Origin of the sequence: Pectobacterium sp. HCp5_1, assembly GCF_032905925.1 — a bacterium.
Taxonomy (GTDB): Bacteria; Pseudomonadota; Gammaproteobacteria; order Enterobacterales; family Enterobacteriaceae; genus Pectobacterium; species Pectobacterium brasiliense_A.
The window spans coordinates 52,397-75,321 of sequence record NZ_JAUMIO010000019.1 but is presented as its reverse complement, the minus strand read 5'-3'; the positions used below and the strand labels follow the sequence as shown (position 1 = coordinate 75,321).

Here is a 22,925-nt window from a genome sequence, read left to right as displayed (position 1 = left end):
ATCACAACCCCATCGCTACGCCGATGCAAACGGCTGACACAATCAGCGCACGTCGTAACATCGCGGCGGCAAATACGGTGTGGTGACCTTTCCGAACCGGGAAACGTCCATGCGGAACCGGCTCATCACCCTGTTCGAGGAACAAACCGGGACGCGCTTTAGGAAACAGCGAGCGATCCAGCCAATAACCTAGTACCGCAGCGAGTGAGATAAGCGAGAGCTTATAAACGGTGACGGGAAGCTGTTGTGGTGAAATCAGCCCGATAACAGCAAAGAGAAAAGCGGATGTCACAATCCAGCCGGTAAGACGCGGTTTTTTGATTTTTTTCACGATAAAGCCTCCTGATAAGAATGGAGGCCATTATCTAAAATGAGGAGGTTTTATGATTTTAAAGGAGTTTAAGTATTACTGAGGCGCGATATCACACAGAATCGCACCATTTCAATTCGTCATCCCTTTCTACTTTTCATACTGCACGTTATACGTGCGTAGACTTCTCTGCTGATAAAAATCATAGCCGATTATCCGTATATGATTTTTATCATTTGTTTTAGTGTCTGCTGGTCTTGTTATTGGCTAATGGCTCTGTTGTTGGCAACTGACGCTGTTGCAGGCTGAAACCAGGCTGCCAGTTCCAGAATATCTTTCTCGTTTAGCGTACCCGCGGTATAGCGCAGTAATAGCCATGCCTGGAGCCAACTGTATTTCGCTTCCGCCAGCTCTCGTCGGGCGTTATACCAATCCTGTTCGGCCAGCAAAATATCCAGATTGATACGTTCTCCGCCTGCAACACTCAACCGCGTGGCGTTGACCGCTTCTTGCGCCGACGAGGCCGTCATTTGCCAGGCCTTAATTTTCGCCGACCCGTTGTTATACAGGTTGTAGTACTTTTTCAATTCCGCCAGCGTTTTCTTGGTTTGATCGTCCAGCTCCGCCTGACTTTGCTGATATTCCGCCGCCGCCTGTCGCATAGATGCGGAGACAGAGCCGCCAGCGTAAAGCGGGACATTCAGCTGCAAACCGACGCTCTGCGTGTCGTATTTCTGGTTGTAGTTGTATTCACTTTCCGAACGGCTATTGCGCGACGATGCCACCAGCGACAGCGTAGGTAAATGCCCGGCGCGGCTGCGTTCGATTTCATAGCGGCTGACCGCCAGCACTTCGCGCTGCGTCGCCAGTTTGGCATTGTGCTGCACGGCAAGATCGCGCCACTGTGCCAGTGTCTGCTTGCCTGATTCCGTAGACGGCAGTTGAGTGAGCGCCAGAGGAGACAGCGTCGTGATATCCAGCGCCGTCCCCGTCATATTTTCCAGATCGGTGATCGCGGCATCCAGATTATCCTGCTGTTCAATGCGCTGCGCTTCGATCAGCGTAAAACGCGCCTCCGTTTCCCGCACATCCGTTAGCGTACCTTCACCCGCCAGCAGCAGGCGTTTATTCAGCGTCAGCTGTTCCTGATACGCCCGCTGCTGCGCATCCAGCAATTGCAACTTTTCCTGCGCCAGCAGCGCACTGCTCCAGGCTTGATATAACCGCACCATCAAATCCTGACTGCGATCGCGAAAACGCTGATCGGCCATCAACGTGCGGGCAACACCCTGCTGATAACGCGCCCAGGCCGCATAGTCCAGCAGCGGCTGGCGCAGCGATAGCGTTGACGTATAGCTGTCATAATTGCGTTTTAGCGTGTTACCCGTGAAACTATCCGTTTGGGTGACTTTGGAATGGCTGCGGTTCGCATTATAGCCATACTGGAGATTGGGCAACAGATTGGCACGCCCAATCGTCTCCTCTTCCTGACCTGCCGCATGCTCAAATCCCGCAGCACGAAACTGAGCGTCGTTACGCAGCGCCAATTCCCACGCATCAAGCAGCCCTAATGCGTTGGCCCCCGAAGAAAGCAGCCCAAACAGCACGATTATCGCGATCCTTTGCATGATTATTCTTCCGTTAATGCCAGATGCAGGCGATCCATTAAAGGCTTAAAGAGATAATTGACGAACGACCGCTCTCCGGTACGAACAAACCCTTGAACTGGCATACCGGGCTTGACTTCCAACCCCTCCAGCGCACGTTTCCCAGCCTCATCCACCTGAACGCGCAGGCTGTAATAAGGGGAGCCGTCTCGCTCATCCAACAGGCGGTCGGCAGACAACAACTCAACCGTTCCCGCTACGCGCGGCGTTGTGCTTTGGTTAAACGCGACGAACTGCAGCTCGACGGGCAGCCCCGGCCAGATCTTATCCACCAACTCCACGGGAAGACGCGCATCCACCAATAGCGGCTGATCGTCCGGTACGATCTCCAGTAGCGTCTGTCCCGGCGCAATCACACCACCTTCCGTAAACACTTTCAACCCGACCACCGTACCGGAAACGGGCGCCCGCATCTGGATATTCGCCAGATTAAAATCGGCTTTTTCCTTCTTGCTGCTCACATCGCTCAGCAGCGCCCGCACCTCCGCCAGCTCGCTGTTCACTTCCTTGTCGTATTCCTGCTGGCGCTGTGCAATCAGCAGCGTTTGTTGCTCTATATCACGGCGGGTACGATTAATATCTCCCGCCAGTTGGGCGATATCGCCGTTAAGCTGCGCCAGCAGACGTTCGTTCTCCAGCATTTTGTTGCGCGGGACATAATTTTCCGCCGCCAGTGAGCGTAGCCCTTGCAGCTGTTGTTCCAGCGTCTCCCGCTGTTTCTGCTTACTGGACATCACCTGACGCTGGGCGCTGAGCGACGCCTCCATCCCCGCGATACTTGAGCGCATGCCTTCCGCTTCCAGCTTGAGCGACTGCTGACGGCTGTGCAGTAAATCACGCTGTAATGCCGTAATCACTCGCATCTCCGGTTTTTCCGCTAGCGGTTGCAGGCGAGGCGTCATCACCATGTCGCTCAGGCGCTGCTGCTCGGCAAGCAGCCGACCTTCACGCGCGACCAGCTGTAAGTACTGACCATCCAGCCCTTCACTCGCCGAACGCGCATCGACCTCATTTAGGGTTAGCAGAATCTGACCGGCCTCAACCCTGTCGCCGTCTTTCACCTGGATTTTATCGACGATGCCGCCCTGATTGTGCTGCACAACCTTGCGGTTGCCAGAAATCACGACGCTGCCATTTACCATGACGCCCTTGTCCAGCGGTGCAAATAGTGCCCACAGGAGAAAGCCGCCGAACCCAGCGAGCACCAGCAACCACCCCAGACGCACGGCACGTTTTTCATCGCGCCGCGCCGTCTGATTCATACTCTCTTCACTTATTTCCGATGCGGACATGTCTTTCCCTGTATTCGTCATTCCCTGTTACGGCTGGACAGCGGCGGCAGGTGTCATTTGTGCTTGATTGGCGGCACGACGCGGCTGCAATTCGTTCAGAATGTCGCGCGCTGGCCCAAAGCGCTGTTGCTTACCCTGATTGAGCACCAGAATTTTATGCGCCAGCGTGGTTAATGCAGGACGATGTGTAATGAGTATCACCGTCGCTCCCCGCTTCTGAAGATGCGAGATCGCCTGCGCCAGCGCCATTTCGCCTTCGTTATCGAGGCTGGAATTTGGCTCATCGAGTACCAGCAGGCAGGGATCGCCATACACCGCACGCGCCAGAGCGATACGCTGCCGTTGCCCGCCAGACAGCCCGTTGCCGTCAGCGCCAAGCGGCGTGTCATATCCCTGCGGTTGGCTAAGAATCATTTCGTGGACGCCAGCCAGCTTCGCCGCCGCGACAATCTTTTCCGCATCATGCTCGCCAAAGCGGGAAATATTCTCCGCCAGCGTGCCTTTAAAGAGCTGCACATCCTGTGGCAGATAGCCCATTGCCGGGCCAAACGCCGTTTTATCTACCTGACTGAGATCGGCACCATCCAGTCGAACCTTGCCACGCGTCGGTGTTTGCGTCGCAACCAGCAGACGTGCCAGCGTAGATTTACCTGAACCCGATGCGCCCAAAATCGCCAGCGTTTCGCCTGCCTGAAGCGAGAAATGGATATCCTGCAATCTCGATGCCCCTTGCGGCGTCTGCAATAACACATTCTCGACGCTGAGCTGACCAACCGGTGCGGGCAGCGCCATCGCCTCCGCTTTGGGTGGATAAGCCGTCATGATTCGGCTGAGTCGATACCAGGCCTGCCGTGCGCTGCTCAGCGGCTTCCAGATACCGATAAACTGATCGATAGGGCTCAACACGCGCCCGACAAGAATTGACCCCGCAATCATCATCCCCGGTGTGATTTCGCCCTTAATCGCTAACATCGCACCCACGCCGAGCATCAGCGATTGCAGAAAAATGCGCGCATGTTTTGATGCAGCCCCAACAACCGCGGCCCGCTCACTTGCCAGATTTTGCAGCGTAATAAAACGGTAGTGTTGCCCCAGCCAACGGCGGCGCAAATTAGGCAGCATCCCCATCGATTCAATGACTTCGGCATTACGCAGCTGCGTATCCGCAAGATGGGTCGCCTGTAGCGCTTCATGGTTTGCCTCTTCTAAAGGCGACGTGGTGAGATACTGATTCAGCCATGCCAGCAGCACCAGCACCACCGTTCCTCCCAGCGCCAGAAAACCGAGAACCGGATGGATCAGGAACAGCATCAGTAAAAAGAAGGGAAACCAGGGAATATCGAAGAAGGCAAACAGTGAGTTGCCCGTAATAAACTGCCGCAGCAGCGTGAGATCGTTCAGCGCCTGACCCGCTTTGGCCTCGCCAGCTTCCAGATTGCGCTCAAATGCGGCGTTGAAGACCTGCTGATTCAGCTGTAAATCGATACGAGTACCGAGCCTTACGACCACCAGGCTTCTCACCCATTCGAGTGCCGCCATGAATATCCCCAGACCGGCAATCAGCAGGGTGAGCATCAGCAACGTGGTGCCATTCCCCGAAGCCAGCACGCGATCGTAAACCTGGAGCATATAGATCGAAGGCGACAGCATCAGTAGATTAACGATGGCGCTGAAAATTCCAATGCTCCAAAAGCTGCGCCGGAAAGGACGCAGTATACTCAACAACGAACGTTCCTTATTTGCTAGTTGACTCACTGCGTTTGCCTCTCCTGTCAGGGCTGTTTATGCAACGTACGTGCACTGCCATCAGGCAATATCAGCGTATAGCCCTCTTTTTCTTTGCTAAAGAACGCCACGGACTGGCCCTGCTCTTTCGTCAGCGTGATACCGTCCGGCGTCGGCCGCCATCCCGCAGGCACATCCGGCAGCAGCGCTTTTAAACACGGCGCGTCACCTTCAAAGCGCCAGGTGTTATCCACTAACGGCGTATTGTGCAGCACGACCTCGCACTGCTGTTCCCCGCCACGCAATTGCCATACGCCGCTTAGCTCACTTGCTGAAGGCAACTTCAAACTACTCGCCATACATCCTCCGCTTATTGCACTTAACAGCGCCGCGATGATTAACTTTTTCATAGTGGCCCCAAGTCGATAACAGAAAAGGACGGGGCTTACCCCGTCCTTGCTACATCACACGATAAAATCGGTTGCCGCAGAAGGCTGACCAACAATATGTACAACAAAGTCTGGCGTGGTCTGACCCGCAAAGTTCAGCCACAGATCGGTGGTATTGCTCTCTGCATTCCAGTTAAGCAGCGCTTCATTACCGAGTCCGGTGAAATTGTTGACGAACTGCAAATCACCTTTTTGATTCAACGCTGACAGATCGATTTTGTCGATGCCGCGTTGGAAATCCGTGATGGTGTCATAGCCATTCTTATAGGAAGAATCGCTCGCGCTAGCATAGACAAAAATATCTTTGCCCGCACCGCCCGTCAGCGTATCAGCACCGCCGCCACCGTAAATAACGTCATCGCCTGCACCACCGTTCAGAATATTATTCGCGTCGTTGCCGATAATAATATCGTTGCCGGAGCCGCCAATCGCGTTTTCGATCGTAACACCGTGGGCGATAGAGACGTTACCTTTCAGGCCGCCAACATCAGAGAACCCGCCTTCATTCAGGTTGATACGCTGATCGTTTCTGTAACCAGAGAAATCAAACGTATCGTTACCACCCGCATCCCAAACGGAGAAAATCAGTTTTTGGCTATTGCTGGTGGTGGTATAGAAATCACGACCCGTATTGGAGTTGAAGCCGTATACCGTATCCCCCGTACGCGTGCTCATGTTTGCGCCGTACAGATATTGGATCGCCGTGATGTCATCAATCAGCGGACCCGCAGCATAGTGCCCCTGGAAATCCCCCCCGGTGTTTTGCTCACTCCAGTAGCTCATCAGGCTGAACTGGCGCGTATCTTCCGCATAGGTCACATCGCGGTAGGTCGGGTTGCCTTCACCCGCATTGTAAGACCCCGGGTGATTCAGGCCCAGCGCATGACCGATTTCATGCGTCAGCGTCTGTTTGCCGTATTCCGTTGCCGGATTACGCACCGTATCGGAGTTGTAGTTAAACCAGGCGCTGCCCGCTGCCGAGTGGTTACCCGGCATATAGGCGTAAGCCTGAGTACCGTAGTCCATCTGACCGCTTGAATCACGCGTGTAGTTACCAAACGTGATGGTGGCTTTTTGGGTAGGGCTAACCTGAGTAAACGTGATATTAGCGACATCTGACCACGATTGCAGAGACAGTTTGGCTTGTTGTTCCTGCGCTGCGCTGAATTTCACAAAGCCCTGATCGCCAGAAGGGATAGACCGCACGTTCTGTAAGAACGAATAGGTCAAATTAGCGGATTTACCAAATACGTTCGTGCCATTCCAGGTCAGGCCGTCACGGACAATTTCCTTGGCTGCCAGATCGCTTGTGAACGAGGGTTTGCCATTAAGCTGTCCATCGCCACGGGAGTGGTAATTATACAGATCGTACACATCACTATATCCCGTACCCGCTGCATGCAATGCCGATCCAGCGGTATCCTTATCTTCATCTCGTAAAGCCATCTTTTCTTCTCCATAAGTCTGATCGGGATGATCAGAATCCTAAATCCCTTCATGCAATCGAGGTATTGCATGTACCGCGCATAGCCGCGGTCTAATCGTCTCCTGGGTAGATAAAGCTCACTAAAATATTTATATCCAAAAAACGCATATAAATAAAAATTATCTCTATAAGGAAATAATTAAGAAAGAACGCCAATTATTTTCGTTATTATCAAATGATAAATAATAAAGTCACGGTGACTAATTGTTATTATTGGTATTGATGTGGATAGCAAGAGAAACGGATGCCGAGCGGCATTCATTTTTAAACAGGAAGGAAATTCTATTCACTGCGTTAATTTTCATCATGATACCTGTCCCTGGTTGATAAAAACCGCGCTACGTAATCACATACTTTGTCACACGTATTAACGGCATCCTTGCTGTTCCGAGACAAATCTAACAAATAAGAATAAAAAAATATAGCGCTAAATAGGGACTAATTACCCCCTTATTCGGAGGACGGATATACCCGTCATACTTCAAGTTACCTGTGCGTTGGCCGCGTTCAGTCGCCCGAATCACTTACCTGAGTAAGCTCATCGGGACTCCTTCGCTTGCCACCTGCCTGAAACTCGAATTATTTAGGGTATAGAGGAATTTGTTATGGCATGTCCCGTTGTTCAATCGGGAAGACGGGCAGCGCGGCCAGCAGCTGTGCGCCATAGCCTTTGGTCAACAGACGCCGATCGTAAATAACGATTTCACCAAAGCAGTCATGGCTACGAATAAGGCGTCCAACCTGCTGGATGAGGTTAAACGAGGCACTGGGCAAACTTTGTACGATAAATGGATGCCGTTTGAGGCTTTTTAACCATTCGCCTTCCGTCAGAATGACCGGACTGTCGATAGGCGGGAACGCGATTTTATGGATATGTACCTGAGAAAGGAGCTCCCCTTTCAGATCCAACCCTTCCGCAAAGGACTGCAAACCAATCAGCACGCTGGTCTGGCCTTCCTGTACCCGTTGACGATGTAGCTCAACCAGCCTGTAGCGCGGCTTATCTCCCTGAACCAGCAGCATCAGGCGTAAATCGGTCACCTGCGTCAGAAAGAGCTGCATCGCACGCTGGCTGGCAAACAGCATCAGTATCCCTTTATGCTTATCCTGTTTTAGCTCCGCTCGGAAAAATTGTGCCATTTCAGCAATATGCTGCGCTTCAGACTCCATCAGCGGTTCATAACGCATCTTAGGTATCACCAGACGCCCCTGCTCGCGATGGTTGAACGGCGAATCCAGCGCGATGAAAGTGTCCCCTTCCTGCTCGCTCAGGCCAGACAGTTCCTGTATCCGCGCGAAACTGTTCAGCGAGCGCAGCGTGGCCGAGGTCATCACAACGTGCGAGACCTTTCCCCACAGCAGCCTTTCAAGCTGGTCGCAGACACGAATGCCCGCGCAGTGCAGGTGAAGATGCGGCTGGTTATCGCGCATTTCCCGCGTGATCCATTTGGAGACCGGCGCATTCGACGATTTCTCCATCGCCGCCAGCCGCCACAGCTTGCTTAGCGCTTCAAGATAGCCCTGTTGGCGACTCATTTTCAGCAGTGCCTGATAGACCCGCACCACGTCATGCTTGCCGGTTTTCTCGCTGAGATCGTTAAGCATATACTCGGCCAGCGCCCGCAGCGTGTCCGTTAGTTTGAACAACCGCACACAGAGTTCACGCATTTCATCCGGCATTTTGCCCATCGCAAAACGGTATTCGGTTTCCTGCCCGTCATGCGGAAGGAACAGCCCACACATTTGCGAGAAAGACAGCACGCACTCGCGGATCTCTTCACAATGGCTGGTTAACCGCTCGCTGTTAGCCAGTCGCGGCGGTGATTTAGGAGCAAACTGCGCCATACATTGCCCGATAAGCTGCACCAGCTGTTCCAGTTGCGCCATCATATACGCAGGATGAATATCGCCAGACATCTCCAGCGTATCGCGGGCAACGTCGGGAATGTGGTGTCCTTCGTCGAGTACCAGCAGGAGATTCTTCGGGGGAGGAAGTACCGATTCGCTTTCCATCGCCGCCATCACCAGCGCATGGTTGGTGACAACCACATCGGCCTGTTCGATCTCACGCCGTGCGGTGAAGAACGGGCACTCGCGGTAATAATGGCAGTTATGCGCGAGACAGTTCGCTTTGTCGGTACTCAGTTTCTGCCACAGGCTATCGTCAATCGAATCCTGATAATGATCGCGCAGTCCATCCCAGGCATGGCCTTGTAGCGCTTTTTCAAGCCGCACACAGGTACGTTTTTCCTCCTTGCTGGCGGACATCAGTTCATCGTCCAGAAAGAGCGGTAAGTCCCCCTGCGCATCGGGATCGGTTGCCAACATCGCCAGATTACGTGGGCAAATATAACGACGGCGGCCAAATGCAGCGGTAAATGTCAGTTCGGGAATAAACTTCTGCAACAGCGGCAAATCTTTGCTGTAAATCTGATCCTGCAACGCCACATTCGCGGTGCTGACCACCAGCGTTTTGTCCTCCGCACGCCCTACCGCAATACCCGGAATCAGGTAAGAAAGCGTTTTCCCGACGCCAGTTGGCGCTTCAATAGCCAAATGGCGCGGGTAATCACCCGCCAGCGTTTTCGCCACTTCGGCAATCATCTGTCGCTGGGGAACGCGGGAAATAAAATCCGGGATTTGCTCTTGCAGGGCCTTATACCATTGGCCAATCTGCAATTTTATTGCGGGGGACAGCGTCATGCATACTCTGTATCTGTGTAATCTGGCCGCCATTGTCCCACAGACGTCCGGCGACGTCAGCCGATATCACGTTCGCGACAATTCCGACCTCGACAATCGTCCGCCCAGCGATTAGGGTAAGCCATTATTTTTATCAAACACGTATTTTTATCAAACACGGTCTTTATCGCGAGCGGTACATTATGTCTTCAGTCCACGCCATTAACCAATCGTACTGGTTTTCGCCACGACTACCGCATGTTGAAAGCCGCAGCACGCGCAACAGCAGCCACGCCTATAAAACACACAGCCATGCACAGTTCTCGATTGGCGCGATAGAACACGGCGAAACGCTTTGCCATTACCGCAACGAAATGCATCACTTGCAGGTTGGCGATCTGATCTTCATCGATCCTCAACAGCCACACAGCTGTAACCCGCTTCCCGGAAAAACACGCAGTTATCACATGCTTTATCTGGATACCGAATGGTGTCTCGATCAGATCGCCGCTCACTGTGGTTATCAGGCGGAGACCTTGCATTGCAACCGCGTTGTTCTGCGCGATCCCGCACTGCTTATACGTTATCAGCACGTGATTGCCCTGCTGTATCGGGGGGACATTGCATCGGCAGATAACCAGCTCAAAGCAATGCTGGAGCCCATTTGGCGACAATATTGCCAGCCTGCGCCGTCCTGTTTGCCCGCCTTACCCCATCATGCTTCGCAAACTACGACGCGACACGTACGCGAGCGTTTGCTGAATAATTTGCAAGAATCGCCCTCGCTGGAAACGCTGGCGGAGGAGCTGAACCTGCGACGTGAAACCATCGTGCGACAGTTTCGTCACGATACCGGCATTACACCGATGGCCTTCCTGAATAATGCACGCATTGAATATGCCAAATCGCTGCTGAAACAGGGCACGCCGCTGGTTGATGCCAGCTATCAAAGCGGCTTCTGCGATCAGAGCCATTTCCACAAAACGTTTGTGCAATACACCGCCGCGACGCCGGGTCAGTACGCACGATCAATATTTGACAATAAATAGCCGAACACCTTGTCTAGACTGGCCTCGATTATTTATCGAGGTCAGAAATATCATGTTTATCAATCCCCTTTTTTCCGCCGATTCACTCTTCCCCACCCACTTTCCTGCTCTGGCGCTGGCACATTTTGTGGCGCTCCTGAGCCCAGGCCCAGACTTCTTTCTACTGACGGCCTATGCCATTCGCTACCGACTGCGCGGCAGTGTGGGAATTTGTCTGGGTATTGCGCTGGGCAACGGCGTTTACATTCTGCTGGCGGCGATCGGCTGGGCAGGCATTCAACATTCGCCCACGCTGTTTACTCTCATCGAATTAGCCGGGGCGGCTTATCTGCTCTGGATTGGCTATCAGTTAGTGAAAAGTCGCTCTGTGCTATCGCTACAGGCGGAACAGCAGTCCGATCGCTGCCCGACGCTGCGTAAACAAATCCTGCTAGGGCTCGGCTCGGCGCTGTTGAACCCCAAAAACATGCTGTTCTACATCAGTCTGATGACCAGTATTCTTGGGCAACATGTGACACCTACGCAGCAAGTCGTCAGCGGTAGCTGGATGTTTTCTGTCGTGCTGGTGTGGGATTTGTTGATCGCCGCGCTGATCGCTCGCCCGCTGATTCAGCAGCGTTTAACCCGCTGGCTTCGCCCGATTGAGCGCGGAGCCGGCGTCATTCTGATGTTTTTCGGTCTGCTGTTGTTATTTCGCTAAAGCTATTTCGGTAATGAGGGGCATTTAAAAAGCAAGGCGCGTTTCGGCCTTGTTTCATGGGCGGAAGGCATTATAATTCGAGGTAATTAACAAAAGGATAACCTGATGACTCTTCAAAAAATCGGCATTATCGGTCTCTTTGCCTTTCTCGCCTTAGGTGGCATGTCCGGCATGATGCTGGTGGGCTACATTATTATCGAGCACGCGGGCTGAGGCTTTCGGCCCATAGCGCCCGCCGACTGCACGAACGGTGCTGCACGGAAACGCGGCAATCAGCATCGCTTTAATTAATTTGGGTGTTCAGACTGAAACGTCTGCCAGTACTCAGGAATACGTGCGAAGGTCAGTTGGAACCAGGCCGTAAATTGTTCGGGCGTCGTCGCCATCTGCTGGGCAATCTCGTCTATTGACTGGTAGGCGTAGCTCGACACTTCATCAGGATTCATCTGCGGGACGTCGTCCGTCACGCCAAAATACACATGCCCCAGCTCATGCTCAATCAGCCCGTTATCCAGCGGCAAACGATAGGTCAGCGTAAACATCGGCGTCAGCGCACAGCGTAACCCCATTTCTTCATACAAACGGCGATGTGCTGCCTGCAACGTCTCTTCACCGGGCGCAGGATGGCTACAGCAGGTATTACTCCATAAACCGCCGCTGTGGTATTTCTCCTCTGCGCGCTGCTGCAATAACAACTGCTGGTGAGAGTTGAAAACATAAACGGTAATCGCACGATGTAATGCTCCTTTTACATGCGCTTCCTGCTTTTCCATTACGCCCGTTGGCCTGTCATTTTCATCAACCAGCACCACTTCAGTCAACGGCATACCCTTCTCCTGCAATACCTGATTCTCCGGCAATGATTCTGTATTACGGTCATCACAATCCGTCTCGCCGCCGGAGTCTTCGGCGGCGAGCTGAACATCATTATAGCAGGGTGAAGCTGTCGCTCTTCACACGCTGTGAATCCAGACCAATCATCACGTCGAATTTGCCGGGTTCCACCACCTGCTGCATGCGGGCATTGTAGAACTTCAGCGCGTCCTGATCGAGCGTGAAGGTGACCGTGCGGGATTCCCCCGGCTGTAGCATCACTTTCTCAAAGCCACGCAGCTCCTTCAGCGGGCGGCTGATGGAAGCCACTACATCATGGAGATACAGCTGTACTACCGTTTCCCCTGCGCGGTTGCCGGTGTTTTTCACCGTTACGCTGGCGTTGATCGTCCCGTTACGCTTCATGGTCTGGCTGGACAAACGCACGTCTGACACGCTGAAGGTGGTGTAGCTCAGGCCATAACCGAACGGATAGAGTGGCCCGTTGGCTTCATCGTAGTAGTGAGACGTATATTTGCCTGGATTTTCCGGCGTGTAAGGACGGCCTGACGGCAGGTGATTGTAATAAATCGGGATCTGTCCGACGGAACGTGGGAAGGACATCGGCAGTTTGCCGGACGGGTTGTAGTCACCAAACAGCACATCGGCGATCGCATTGCCCCCTTCCGTACCGCTGAACCAGGTTTCCAGTAACGCATCGGCCTGCTGATCTTCACGTACCAGCGCCAGAGGGCGTCCGTTCATCAGCACCAGAACCAGCGGTTTACCCGTGGCTTTCAGCGCGGCAATCAGGTCACGCTGACCTTGCGGCAGGTCGATGTTCGAACGGCTGGACGCTTCATGCGCCATCCCGGCCGCTTCGCCGACCACTGCGACCACGACATCCGCCTTCTTCGCTGCTGCTACGGCTTCATCGATCATCACCTGCGGCGGACGTTTATCCACCTGAACGGCATCTTCATACTGATTCAGGAAGTCGATAATGCCTTTGTGATTACTGACGTTGGCACCTTTGGCATAGAGAATGGTGGCTTTATCGCCGACGGCATTCTTCAGACCCTGATAAACGGTAATCGTCTGTTTCGTGACGCCCGCGGCAGACCAGCTTCCCATCGTATCGCGCTGGCTGTCAGCCAATGGCCCCACAACGGCAATCGTGCCTTCTTTCTTCAACGGCAGCGTTTGCAGACGGTTTTTCAACAGCACCAGACTCTTACGCGCCACGTCACGCGCATCCAGACGGTGTAAGCGACTTTCCGCATTGGTATCTACCGGATCGGAACCGACTGGCCCCAAGTGACGATACGGATCTTCAAACAGCCCCATATCATATTTCACGTTCAGCACCTGACGGCAGGCATCGTCGATCTCCTGCACGCTCACCGCGCCGCTTTTCACCAGCTCAGGCAGATAGCGCACGAAATACTCGTCGCTCATGCTCATGCCGATACCGGATTTAACCGCCAGACGCGATGCATCACGCGGATCGCTGGCCACGCCGTGCTTAATCAGCTCTTTAATCGCGCCGTGATCGGTAATGGTGATGCCTTTGAAATTCCACTGATCGCGCAGAACGTCTTTCAGCAACCAGCTGTTAGAGGTAGCTGGCGTACCGTTGATTGAGTTCAGCGCGACCATCACGCCGCTGCTGCCCGCGTCAATCGCCGCTTTGTAAGGCGGCATATAGTCCTGGAACATGCGCTGAGGGCTCATGTCCACGGTGTTATAGTCACGTCCGCCTTCCACCGCACCGTAAAGTGCATAGTGTTTTACGCTGGTCATCAGCGAGTGGCGTCCCGTTACATCATCGCCCTGAAAGGATTTGACTACCACACCGGCAATTTTGCTGGTCAACCAGGTATCTTCACCGAAGCCTTCTGACACACGACCCCAGCGCGGATCGCGGGTGATATCCACCATCGGCGCCCAGGTCATGTTCAGACCGTCTTCCGTCGCTTCATACGCCGCTACACGCGCACTTTTCGCAATCGCGTCCATATCCCAACTGGAGGCCAATCCCAGTGCGATAGGGAAAATGGTGCGCTGGCCGTGTACCACGTCGTAGGCAAAAAACAGGGGAATCTTCAGGCGGCTGAGTTGCATGACCTGATCTTGCATCGCACGGATGTCCGGGCGGGTCACCGTATTAAAAATCGCGCCAACCTGGCCATTTCGGATCATTTCCCGAATGGCTTCTTTCGGGTTATCCGTCCCGACGCTGATTAATCGGAGCTGGCCGATCTTCTCTTCCAGCGTCATTTTTTTCAGCAGATCCGTGACAAACGCATCACGTTGCTGATGTGAAGGCGATAGTGAGGCCGGCGCAGACGTCAGTTCCTGCGCAAACGCCGGATTACAAGCAAGTCCAATTGCTATAGTCAGTGAAGTAAGCCATTTCATTCGTTATAAAGACCCAGTCAATCCAGGCGTCAGAGCAGAACAGAATAAGGCGCTGAAGCACAAGACAGGTTGAAGATTCCGACGGTCACATCCCTTCTCTGACAAGGCGAAAAACACCTTCTCCTGCCTTAAGCGAATAAGGCTTCCCGATAGTGGTTGCCGCACCGACGCACTCAAATGCACAGCGCGTAATATAGTGCATTTATTGAGGTTTCATTTAATAAAAACTGCAAGAATAATGCTAAACGGTACGCATAATTCACATTCCCTGCCTTCCGTTTGCACCAACATCCTGACAGCAACGCGCAAAACGATAGACGAGCCGCGGCAAGGAGGATGATTTCTCCTACCTTTCGTGCTAATCCTAAGGCTTCGTTAACACAAGGAGCATCAGACATGTATCAGCTGTATATCGCCAATAAAAACTATTCGTCCTGGTCACTGCGTCCGTGGGTGCTGTTGAAAGCACTGTCGATTCCTTTCGAAGAGAAGCTGGTTGCCTTTGCGCCGGGTATGTCACAGCCGGCATTTAAGGCCTTTTCGCCGACGGCAAAAGTTCCCTGCCTGATCGATGGCGAGACCACCGTCTGGGATTCATTGGCGATTACCGAATATCTGGCTGAACAACATCCCGGCGTCTGGCCTGCTGATGCCAAAACCCGCGCCTGGGCACGCTGTGCCGCCGCCGAAATGCATTCCGGCTTTACCGCACTGCGTAACACCTGCTCCATGAGCTGCGGCGTGCGCGTTAAAATGACCGAAATATCGCCTGACCTCAGCAATGACATTACTCGCATCTGCGAACTGTGGCAGGAAGGATTGACGCGCTTTGGCGGACCGTTTCTGGCAGGAAAACAGTTTTCGGCCGTCGACGCCTTCTTTGCACCGGTTGTCTTCCGTATCAAAACCTACCAGCTTCCCGTTTCTCCGGAAGCCACTGCCTATTGCGACCATCTGCTAGCGCAGCCCGCTATGCAACGTTGGCTACAAGATGCATTAGCGGAAACCTGGCGTGAAGCTGCGCATGATGATGAGGTGAAAAAAGCAGGTGAAGTGATAGAAGATTTTCGCGCTCAAGCATGACAGCCCGCCGCAGGCTATGGCTCGCTCGGCCACCGTCAAAATATCCCCTTCCAAACTATCAGGAAGGGGAGTACTGATTATTCGGTTTCGATACTCGCCATGCTCTGCGGTTGGCGGGAAGCCAGTGATTTTTGTTTCTTATAGCTCAACGCGGCGGCAGGCACCTCGCTGACCTTACCGGTTTCCATCCACTTACGCAGGCGGTTAGCATCCGCAAAGTGCGTGTATTTACCGAAGGCATCCAACACCACCAGCGCAACAGGCCGCTGATTAATAACCGTACGCATCACCAGACAGTGTCCTGCCTGATTCGTGAAGCCGGTTTTGGTGAGCTGAATACTCCAGTCCGCTTTATAGACCAGATGGTTCGTGTTTCTGAACGGCTGGCTGTACGCCGGGTGGGAGAACGTCGCGGTTTTCTCCTGTGTGGTACTAAGCTGGCCCAGCAGCGGATATTGCTTGCTGGCAATCAAGAGCTTGGTGAGATCGCGGGCCGTCGAGACATTATTGATAGACAGCCCGGTTGGCTCCACATAGCGCGTGTGTGCCATACCCAACGCACGGGCTTTGGCATTCATCGCGCGGATAAACGCCTGATAGCCGCCCGGATAGTGGTGCGCCAGACTAGCCGCTGCGCGGTTTTCTGATGACATCAGCGCCAGTAGCAGCATGTCGCGGCGGCTGATCTCACTGTTCAGACGAACGCGCGAGTAGACCCCTTTCATTTCTTTCGTCTGGCTGATATCGACAGAGATAATTTCATCCAGCGGTTGATTGGCATCCAGCACCACCAGCGCCGTCATCAGTTTCGTCACCGAAGCAATCGGCACCACCACATCAGGATTACTGGAATAAAGGATGTGGTTATCACGCAGATCCACCACCATGGCGCTACCGGAAGCAATTTCCTGATGCGCAGTACCAGCGGAGTACGTCGGCGCTTTCGCCACAGCCTGAGGCAACATCACAGCATGGGTTGATAGCACCAACAGGCCAAAAAGAGAAAGCTTAAAATTTTTAGTCATTCTTCAATAACTTAAACAGTATTCTGTTAAATGAAAGGGATGGGCAGCGGCATTATAATTTACCGCCCTTCCCTGCGCACTCACACAGCAGAAAAGCTTTGTGACAAATGTTGACAGACGGTTTGAGCAACCTACTGTTTTTTATCGTGTTACGTCAGAGACGGTCTTATTTTGCGCATGTGGTTGAGCAAACGCAGGCTGACGCCGCTGAATATCCCCGCAGTAATCCCACTCGCCGCGCCCGACAGCAGGCAGAATACGGGGTCATGCACCAACGCCGGAAACCGAGCCAGTTGGACGGAAAAATAGAAACGAGAACAAAACGTCAGAAGCATTAAGGCCAACGGCCACCACGAACCGGTGCGCTGAAAAACACGTAATTCCGGCCGATAAGCGCCTGACGTTTTCCCCCACGCCCAGCCGATGCCCAGCCCAATAATCAACGCCAGTAGAAATCCTCCCGCGGCCGCAAGCGGGAGCTGAAGCGTATGAAAAATCGCGCTGATGCCCCACGCCATAAAAATCATCGGCACAACTAGCATCCGTACCAGCGATTGCTGCCGCGGCTGGCTGGCTTTTACGCCGGCATAAATCAGATAACCCAAAACGATCCACACCCAATAAGGCGTGTGACGCAGAATAATCAGCAGGTTTTCCACGGCAGTAAGACTCCTTCATCACTCGACACGTCATCAACGGTGATAGCCAAAAACCGGTGTGACTACGGTGTGACTTTGGCCTGTTCCAGCGCCTGTTTCACCGCATTAATCACGCCCTGGCTCGATAACGTTGCCCCCGTTACCGCATCCACTTTGTTAATGTCCTGCTTTTCAATGAGTTCAGGCACAATCTGATCCGTCGCGCTCAGCATCATCGCTTCGGTATCGCCATGCTTCAGCACTTCAGCATTAGCAATCTTCCCGTCTTTAATGCTGACCGTGACCTCAATTTCTGCCGCCTTCCCCTGCGCTTTACCGATGTAGGCACCGTCTTTATAGTGCACCATATCACTACCATGAACGGACAGAGAGAACGCCATCACTAACGTAGCCAGCGCCGCCGAAATAGATTTTTTCATCATTTCCCCGTGTGCAAATAGAACAATAAAAACAACAATTCAATAACCAGAAAAGAACAATTAATTAAAACCTAATAATTGATAATAAGATTTCGTTTCAATATTATCCAATGGCAATTGAAGCCGTAACGCACACTCTATACACCGTTCTCTGAGTGCTTTCAACTGGGTCTCATCATCGGTCATCACCGATATTTCCACGAAATAACCCAGTGATTCAATATAATCGAGCGTAATATGGAAGGCGTTTAAAAAGTAGATACTGCGGATTTTATGAATTTCAAAAAGAGGTCGATACCCCAACGTCTGTAACATGCTGTCAGTTTTTTCAAAGCCTTCAACGTTAACCGCTTCACAGCGATCGATGCCCGGCCCTTTCACAATCCAGAGCTTAATGCCCGATGGCTCCATGCGGCGCACCAGCATTTTGATATTTTGCTGTTGCAGGCGGTTCTCTGCATCATCGTAATAAACATCATGCTCTTTATTTTCAAAGACGAAAGCCTCGGGATGAAGGCTAAAAAGCGTATTCCTGAAAACGGCTATATCGTCGATTCGAAATTTAAGTTCAACTTCATATTTCCCTGTGAAATGTTCAACCATGTTCTTTCCCCTCACTGGATTCCCTGAAATAACATTGACTCCCCGCCATATCGAAACAGCGTTTTATTACGCTGCCATACGGAAATTCAAGATAATAATGATTCGGTCATCCGCAAAATAGATCATACAGGTAACACAATATGGCCCAAGGGCCGTCCTCTCATCCTCCTTGATTAACGCCTTACGTCCTGTCACATCCTGGCATTGCAATAACACTATCGAGATAGTCAGGCCGCGTTATTACCTTACAACGTCAGATGTCCCAAGCGCAATTTCCTGTCAGAGAATGCCTGTCGACGAATGCCATCGGCGATTTCCCAGCAAAAAAAGCGGTCAGCGCCCTTGCTGGACGCTGACCGCCGTTAATAGTAGCTGAGAAGAGAAAAACCGCTAGTTCTTCACGCCGCAACTGCTGGTAATAGCAAAATCAGTGCAGAATTGAAGCCGTGATGGTGCATAAACTCACGCAAAATCAGCAATCGGGTGGAGAAGGCATTCTCTAGCGGAATTCCCTCCCAGGTCGCCGGACTCCCCAGCATGACGCGCTCCAGACGTTTAAATGTCCGCTCCATGTCATCCTGCGGCAAGTGCCAACCTGCTTCCTCTTCTTCTGCTCCCGAAATCTGAGCAATAGTGACCAAGGCAGGGTCGAAAGAAAACAGAACGGAATCCGCAGGAATATCGTGGCGAATGCGCGTCACTTCATCCTCTACCGCCATGATCGCCCGCTCCATTTCGTCCGGTGTTGGAGGAAGATGCCTGAAAAACGCCGCCGCCGTTTTGTCAAAACCGATGGTCAATTGCAGGGTTGCCGACGGTTGTGATGACGTCCCACAGACAACCGTCGTCTGCTGTTCGCCAATGTACAGCACCGTTACCGGCACATCTGGCGCTACGCGTTGTCTGGCAAGCGAGTACGCCTGTTGCAGATTCACATCATTTTCCATCACGGCATCCCCTTATTTAGTGCTGCCCCTCATGCTGACAGCAGCGTGCAATACCGGCGATATCGGCGGGCGTGGTTCGGCAACAGCCGCCAATCAGCCGTGCGCCTGCTGCCTGCCACTCGGGCAAATACGCGGTCAACGAGCAGGCGTCATCGTGAGCGCTGTTCCAGGTTTTCGTTACCGCATCATACTGCTCGCCGGAATTGGGATAAACCACCAACGGCAAATCCGTCAGCGAGGACAGGTGCCTCAGCGCTGGCGTCACGTTTTCCAGCGCGATGCAGTTGATACCCACAGCGACCACCTGCGAACAGGCGTTGACCCGCGCCAGCACCGTACGCAATGGCGTGCCGTCGCTGAGGTGCTCGCTGTCACGCAAGGTGAAAGAGAACCAGGCCTGCGCCTGAGGGAACTCGGCCAGTAACGCAATCAATGCCTCTATTTCGGCAAAAGACGGCAGCGTCTCGCAGGCCAGCAGATCGGCACCCGCCTCATGCAGCGCCGTTATACGCGGCCGATGAAACGCCATCATCTCGGCCTGCGGCAGTTTGTAATCACCGCGATACTCCGAACCATCCGCCAGATAGGCACCGTACGGCCCCACCGATCCCGCCACCAGCAGCGTTCCAGCCTGCGGATTATCACGACGGTAATCATCCCGTGCCTGCGCCGCTAGCTGTACGCTCTTGGCAATCAGCGCCAGTGATTCCGCTTCGCTATACCCGCGCGCCTTAAACCCTTGCGGTGTCGCCTGATAGCTGGCGGTAATCGCACACTGTGCTCCAGCTTTGAAATAATCGAGATGCACCTGATAAATCAGCGCCGGGTTTTCAACCAGCACTTTCGCCGACCACAGCGGATCCGTTAAATCACAACCGCGCGCTTCCAGTTCGGTCGCCAACGCGCCGTCCAGCACAATCGTTGAGGCCGTCGCCAGCATTTCGGTAACCGTATTTTTACGCAATGTCTTCCGCTCCCGTTAATCTACGTTTCTTCATTGACTGCGTGAAATAATAAGCACCATAGCACAGCGCGACAAACGGAATTCCACACCACAGTGCAATCCGCTGGCTTGGGTCAAACGCCAGCCCGACGCAGGCCAGCAGGCACAATAGGAAGCCAAGAATCGGCGTGATGGGGAACCAAGGGGCGCGATATTGCAGATCCGAAAGCGGTTTTCCCGAGCGGACATGGTGACGGCGGAACATATAGTGCGAGGCGCAGATGCTCAGCCACACCGCCACTACGGCAAAACCAGAAATCGCGGACAGCGCCACATAGACGGTATCCGGCGCGACCACGCTGGAAAAGAGCGCCAGCAACCCGCCCAGCATACTGACGGAAATAGCAAAAAGCGGAATGCCACGGCGCGTCAGACGAGAAAAACGGCGCGGCAGCGTGCCTTCGTTGGACAGCGACCACAGCATACGCCCCGAGGCATACAGCCCCGAGTTAGCGGCAGACAGGATCGCCGTCAAAATCACGAAATTAAAAATGTCGGCGGCGTAAGGAATACCAATCTTTTCAAACACCAGCACAAACGGGCTTTTAGCGATACCGGCCTCTTCCATCGGAATGATCGCTGCCAGTACCAGCACCGTGCCCAGAAAGAAGATCACCAGTCGCGCAACGGTAGTACGAATCGCCATCGGCACGACCTTCTGCGGATTCTCGGTTTCTCCAGCGGCGATGCCGATCAGCTCCGTACCGGAGAAAGCGAAGTTTACCGCCACCATTGTCATCAGGATCGGCAGGCCGCCGTGTGGGAACCAGCCAGACGCGGTAATGTTCTGGAAGAACGGCGCGGGTGAGCCGTCCTGCATCGGAATAAAGCCAAACATCGCGCCAGCACCAAGCACAATAAAAGCGAGAATCGTGACGACTTTAACGATAGAGAACCAGAATTCCCCTTCGGCAAAGAAACGGGACGACACGATATTCAGCAGATAGATCAGCACACAAAACAGCAAACACCAGGTCCAGACCGGCACCTGCGGGAACCAATACTGCATGCAAAAACCGGCGGCGGTCAGGCTGGATCCCAGTGCAACCGTCCACGTCAGCCAATACAGCCACGCCACGGTATAGCCGGTTGCCGGGCTGAGATAGCGGGACGCATACACATGAAATGCCCCGGTTTCCGGCATCGCGACGGACAGCTCACCCAGACTCAGCATCACCAGATACACCACCAGCGCGCCGATCAGATACGCCAATAGCGTCCCGGCCGCACCCGTCGTGGAAATAATGTAGCCCGTATTAAAAAACAGACCGGTGCCGATGACGCCACCGAGCGAAAGCATCACCAAATGGCGAGCTTTCATCGTGCGCTTAAACTGCCCTTCCGTGCCTGATGCGTGTTGTTCCATGATGACCTTTCATTATAGACGTCTAAACTTCCAGATAGATGGAGTGTTATACCGCCAACTGATTCGTAAAGTAAAGTACAGGCCAGCGGGAGAGTGATGAGGTGCGTTAAATCTGAACAGCTATGTCAGAAATATAGAGAGGGGGAAAAAGAAGAGAGAGAAATAACGCGTAAGGAAGCGGTGAGCACTTATGGCTCACCAATCACGCGGGCAATATCTGTTGAGGTCTTCAGGGTGCGGATCTCGCTGAATAACTCGGTGGCGTCGTCGTACTCTTTACGCAAATAGCCGAGCCACTGTTTGATGCGCGCGACGTGATACAGTCCCGTGTCGCCCTGCTTTTCCAACTGCACATATTTTTGTAGCAGCAGCATGACCTCCGGCCACGGCATACGCGGTTCGTTATACTTAATCACGCGGCTCAGGTTCGGCACATTCAGCGCGCCCCGCCCGATCATCACCGCATCGCAGCCCGTTGTCGCCATACAGTCCTGCGCGCTCTGCCAGTCCCAGATTTCGCCGTTGGCGATCACCGGAATCCGCAATCGCTGGCGGATTTCCCCTATTGCCTGCCAGTTAATACATTCGGCTTTATAACCATCTTCCTTCGTTCGGCCATGCACGGCCAGCTCGCTCGCGCCCGCCTGCTGCACCGCGTCGGCAATTTCAAACTGGCGAGCGCCGGAATCCCAGCCCAGACGGATTTTCACCGTGACTGGCAAATGCGCAGGCACCGCCTCACGCATCGCTTTTGCACCCCGATAAATCAACTCGGGATCTTTCAACAGCGTCGCCCCGCCCCCGCTGCCGTTCACCAGCTTCGACGGGCAACCGCAGTTAAGATCGACACCATATGAGCCCAGTTCTACCGCCCGCGCCGCATTTTCCGCCAGCCACTGTGGGTATTGCCCCAGTAGCTGAACACGCACCAGCGTGCCTGACGGCGTACGGCTGGCATGCTGTAGTTCCGGGCAAAGGCGATAAAAGGATTTAACCGGCAGACACTGATCCACCACGCGTAAAAATTCGGTGATGCACAGGTCATAATCATTTACTTCAGTCAGCAGTTCTCGCACTAATGAGTCGAGAACCCCTTCCATCGGAGCAAGCAGAACACGCATAACGCTACTCGGTAACCATTCGATCGTTAATCACAGCCATTCAGGCCAAAAAAAGCAGGCAATCTTAGGGGGTATTGTACGGGGAACGCAACGGGAAAGATAACG

Annotated in this window: 20 protein-coding genes; 3 read left to right on the top strand and 17 right to left on the bottom strand. The window is 53.4% G+C overall.

Annotated features, from left to right (window positions below; genetic code table 11):
* Position 1 precedes the first annotated feature (1 nt).
* From Q3A88_RS14185 to dinG, 7 genes are all read right to left on the bottom strand, one after another.
* Positions 2 to 331, bottom strand: coding sequence for a putative holin (locus Q3A88_RS14185; RefSeq protein ID WP_039287200.1), 330 nt, complete (start codon positions 329 to 331; stop codon positions 2 to 4).
* Positions 332 to 570: 239 nt separating this feature from the next.
* Positions 571 to 1,938, bottom strand: a complete 1,368-nt coding sequence (locus Q3A88_RS14180) for a TolC family outer membrane protein (RefSeq protein ID WP_317178138.1) — start codon at positions 1,936 to 1,938, stop codon at positions 571 to 573.
* 2 nt (positions 1,939 to 1,940) lie between these two features.
* Positions 1,941 to 3,269: an HlyD family type I secretion periplasmic adaptor subunit gene (locus Q3A88_RS14175; protein WP_317178137.1), complete on the bottom strand. Its 1,329-nt coding sequence runs from the start codon at positions 3,267 to 3,269 to the stop codon at positions 1,941 to 1,943.
* 27 nt (positions 3,270 to 3,296) lie between these two features.
* Positions 3,297 to 5,024, bottom strand: coding sequence for a type I secretion system permease/ATPase (locus tag Q3A88_RS14170; protein ID WP_317178136.1), 1,728 nt, complete (start codon positions 5,022 to 5,024; stop codon positions 3,297 to 3,299).
* A gap of 17 nt (positions 5,025 to 5,041) precedes the next feature.
* Complete coding sequence (locus Q3A88_RS14165) at positions 5,042 to 5,353, bottom strand: protease inhibitor Inh/omp19 family protein (protein WP_010281012.1); 312 nt, start codon at positions 5,351 to 5,353, stop codon at positions 5,042 to 5,044.
* Between the two features lie 105 nt (positions 5,354 to 5,458).
* Positions 5,459 to 6,889, bottom strand: a complete 1,431-nt coding sequence (locus Q3A88_RS14160) for a serralysin family metalloprotease (protein ID WP_110162557.1) — start codon at positions 6,887 to 6,889, stop codon at positions 5,459 to 5,461.
* Between the two features lie 643 nt (positions 6,890 to 7,532).
* A complete protein-coding gene (gene dinG / locus Q3A88_RS14155) occupies positions 7,533 to 9,632 on the bottom strand; it encodes an ATP-dependent DNA helicase DinG (protein WP_039287217.1) in 2,100 nt (699 codons plus the stop codon).
* A 182-nt stretch (positions 9,633 to 9,814) separates the two neighbouring features.
* On the opposite strand from dinG, the gene Q3A88_RS14150 reads away from it, so the two are divergent.
* Both Q3A88_RS14150 and Q3A88_RS14145 read left to right on the top strand, forming a co-directional pair.
* Complete coding sequence (locus tag Q3A88_RS14150) at positions 9,815 to 10,660, top strand: AraC family transcriptional regulator (RefSeq protein ID WP_317178135.1); 846 nt, start codon at positions 9,815 to 9,817, stop codon at positions 10,658 to 10,660.
* Between the two features lie 52 nt (positions 10,661 to 10,712).
* Positions 10,713 to 11,360, top strand: coding sequence for a LysE family translocator (locus Q3A88_RS14145; RefSeq protein ID WP_317178134.1), 648 nt, complete (start codon positions 10,713 to 10,715; stop codon positions 11,358 to 11,360).
* A gap of 287 nt (positions 11,361 to 11,647) precedes the next feature.
* On the opposite strand, the gene idi is transcribed toward Q3A88_RS14145, so the two are convergent.
* On the bottom strand, positions 11,648 to 12,187 hold the full coding sequence (gene idi / locus Q3A88_RS14135; protein ID WP_317178133.1) for an isopentenyl-diphosphate Delta-isomerase: 540 nt from the start codon (positions 12,185 to 12,187) through the stop codon (positions 11,648 to 11,650).
* 100 nt (positions 12,188 to 12,287) lie between these two features.
* A complete protein-coding gene (gene bglX, locus Q3A88_RS14130) occupies positions 12,288 to 14,594 on the bottom strand; it encodes a beta-glucosidase BglX (protein WP_233990602.1) in 2,307 nt (768 codons plus the stop codon).
* Between the two features lie 396 nt (positions 14,595 to 14,990).
* Between bglX and Q3A88_RS14125 the strand changes: the two genes are divergently transcribed.
* A complete protein-coding gene (locus Q3A88_RS14125) occupies positions 14,991 to 15,677 on the top strand; it encodes a glutathione S-transferase family protein (RefSeq protein ID WP_317178132.1) in 687 nt (228 codons plus the stop codon).
* Between the two features lie 77 nt (positions 15,678 to 15,754).
* On the opposite strand, the gene pbpG is transcribed toward Q3A88_RS14125, so the two are convergent.
* The 8 genes from pbpG to dusC all read right to left on the bottom strand — a co-directional run bounded on the left by pbpG (position 15,755) and on the right by dusC (position 22,820).
* Positions 15,755 to 16,702: a D-alanyl-D-alanine endopeptidase gene (gene pbpG / locus Q3A88_RS14120; RefSeq protein WP_014914943.1), complete on the bottom strand. Its 948-nt coding sequence runs from the start codon at positions 16,700 to 16,702 to the stop codon at positions 15,755 to 15,757.
* Positions 16,703 to 16,851: 149 nt separating this feature from the next.
* Complete coding sequence (locus Q3A88_RS14115) at positions 16,852 to 17,361, bottom strand: DUF6622 family protein (protein ID WP_317178131.1); 510 nt, start codon at positions 17,359 to 17,361, stop codon at positions 16,852 to 16,854.
* 62 nt (positions 17,362 to 17,423) lie between these two features.
* A complete protein-coding gene (locus Q3A88_RS14110; protein ID WP_110162568.1) occupies positions 17,424 to 17,780 on the bottom strand; it encodes an FMN-binding protein in 357 nt (118 codons plus the stop codon).
* Between the two features lie 60 nt (positions 17,781 to 17,840).
* Entirely contained in the window at positions 17,841 to 18,383 is a 543-nt protein-coding gene (cyaB, locus tag Q3A88_RS14105; protein WP_014914940.1) for a class IV adenylate cyclase, read from the bottom strand.
* Between the two features lie 398 nt (positions 18,384 to 18,781).
* Positions 18,782 to 19,330 (bottom strand): hypothetical protein, encoded by a 549-nt coding sequence (locus tag Q3A88_RS14100; protein WP_317178145.1) that lies wholly within the window; start codon positions 19,328 to 19,330, stop codon positions 18,782 to 18,784.
* A gap of 16 nt (positions 19,331 to 19,346) precedes the next feature.
* A complete protein-coding gene (gene mmuM, locus Q3A88_RS14095) occupies positions 19,347 to 20,294 on the bottom strand; it encodes a homocysteine S-methyltransferase (protein WP_317178130.1) in 948 nt (315 codons plus the stop codon).
* A complete protein-coding gene (gene mmuP / locus Q3A88_RS14090; RefSeq protein WP_039519018.1) occupies positions 20,287 to 21,699 on the bottom strand; it encodes an S-methylmethionine permease in 1,413 nt (470 codons plus the stop codon). The genes mmuM and mmuP overlap by 8 nt, the downstream gene beginning before the upstream one ends.
* Positions 21,700 to 21,887: 188 nt before the next feature.
* Complete coding sequence (gene dusC, locus Q3A88_RS14085) at positions 21,888 to 22,820, bottom strand: tRNA dihydrouridine(16) synthase DusC (protein ID WP_039519016.1); 933 nt, start codon at positions 22,818 to 22,820, stop codon at positions 21,888 to 21,890.
* Positions 22,821 to 22,925 lie beyond the last annotated feature (105 nt).

What these genes read in the sequence shown, in the direction of transcription:
- Q3A88_RS14180 (WP_317178138.1), bottom strand. Translation starts at nt 1,938, where the DNA reads ATGCAAAGGATCGCGATAATCGTGCTGTTTGGGCTGCTTTCTTCGGGG.
- Q3A88_RS14175 (WP_317178137.1), bottom strand. Translation starts at nt 3,269, where the DNA reads ATGTCCGCATCGGAAATAAGTGAAGAGAGTATGAATCAGACGGCGCGG.
- Q3A88_RS14165 (WP_010281012.1), bottom strand. Translation starts at nt 5,353, where the DNA reads ATGGCGAGTAGTTTGAAGTTGCCTTCAGCAAGTGAGCTAAGCGGCGTA.
- Q3A88_RS14160 (WP_110162557.1), bottom strand. Translation starts at nt 6,889, where the DNA reads ATGGCTTTACGAGATGAAGATAAGGATACCGCTGGATCGGCATTGCAT.
- dinG (WP_039287217.1), bottom strand. Translation starts at nt 9,632, where the DNA reads ATGACGCTGTCCCCCGCAATAAAATTGCAGATTGGCCAATGGTATAAG.
- Q3A88_RS14150 (WP_317178135.1), top strand. Translation starts at nt 9,815, where the DNA reads ATGTCTTCAGTCCACGCCATTAACCAATCGTACTGGTTTTCGCCACGA.
- Q3A88_RS14145 (WP_317178134.1), top strand. Translation starts at nt 10,713, where the DNA reads ATGTTTATCAATCCCCTTTTTTCCGCCGATTCACTCTTCCCCACCCAC.
- idi (WP_317178133.1), bottom strand. Translation starts at nt 12,187, where the DNA reads ATGCCGTTGACTGAAGTGGTGCTGGTTGATGAAAATGACAGGCCAACG.
- bglX (WP_233990602.1), bottom strand. Translation starts at nt 14,594, where the DNA reads ATGAAATGGCTTACTTCACTGACTATAGCAATTGGACTTGCTTGTAAT.
- Q3A88_RS14125 (WP_317178132.1), top strand. Translation starts at nt 14,991, where the DNA reads ATGTATCAGCTGTATATCGCCAATAAAAACTATTCGTCCTGGTCACTG.
- pbpG (WP_014914943.1), bottom strand. Translation starts at nt 16,702, where the DNA reads ATGACTAAAAATTTTAAGCTTTCTCTTTTTGGCCTGTTGGTGCTATCA.
- Q3A88_RS14110 (WP_110162568.1), bottom strand. Translation starts at nt 17,780, where the DNA reads ATGAAAAAATCTATTTCGGCGGCGCTGGCTACGTTAGTGATGGCGTTC.
- cyaB (WP_014914940.1), bottom strand. Translation starts at nt 18,383, where the DNA reads ATGGTTGAACATTTCACAGGGAAATATGAAGTTGAACTTAAATTTCGA.
- Q3A88_RS14100 (WP_317178145.1), bottom strand. Translation starts at nt 19,330, where the DNA reads ATGGAAAATGATGTGAATCTGCAACAGGCGTACTCGCTTGCCAGACAA.
- mmuP (WP_039519018.1), bottom strand. Translation starts at nt 21,699, where the DNA reads ATGGAACAACACGCATCAGGCACGGAAGGGCAGTTTAAGCGCACGATG.
- dusC (WP_039519016.1), bottom strand. Translation starts at nt 22,820, where the DNA reads ATGCGTGTTCTGCTTGCTCCGATGGAAGGGGTTCTCGACTCATTAGTG.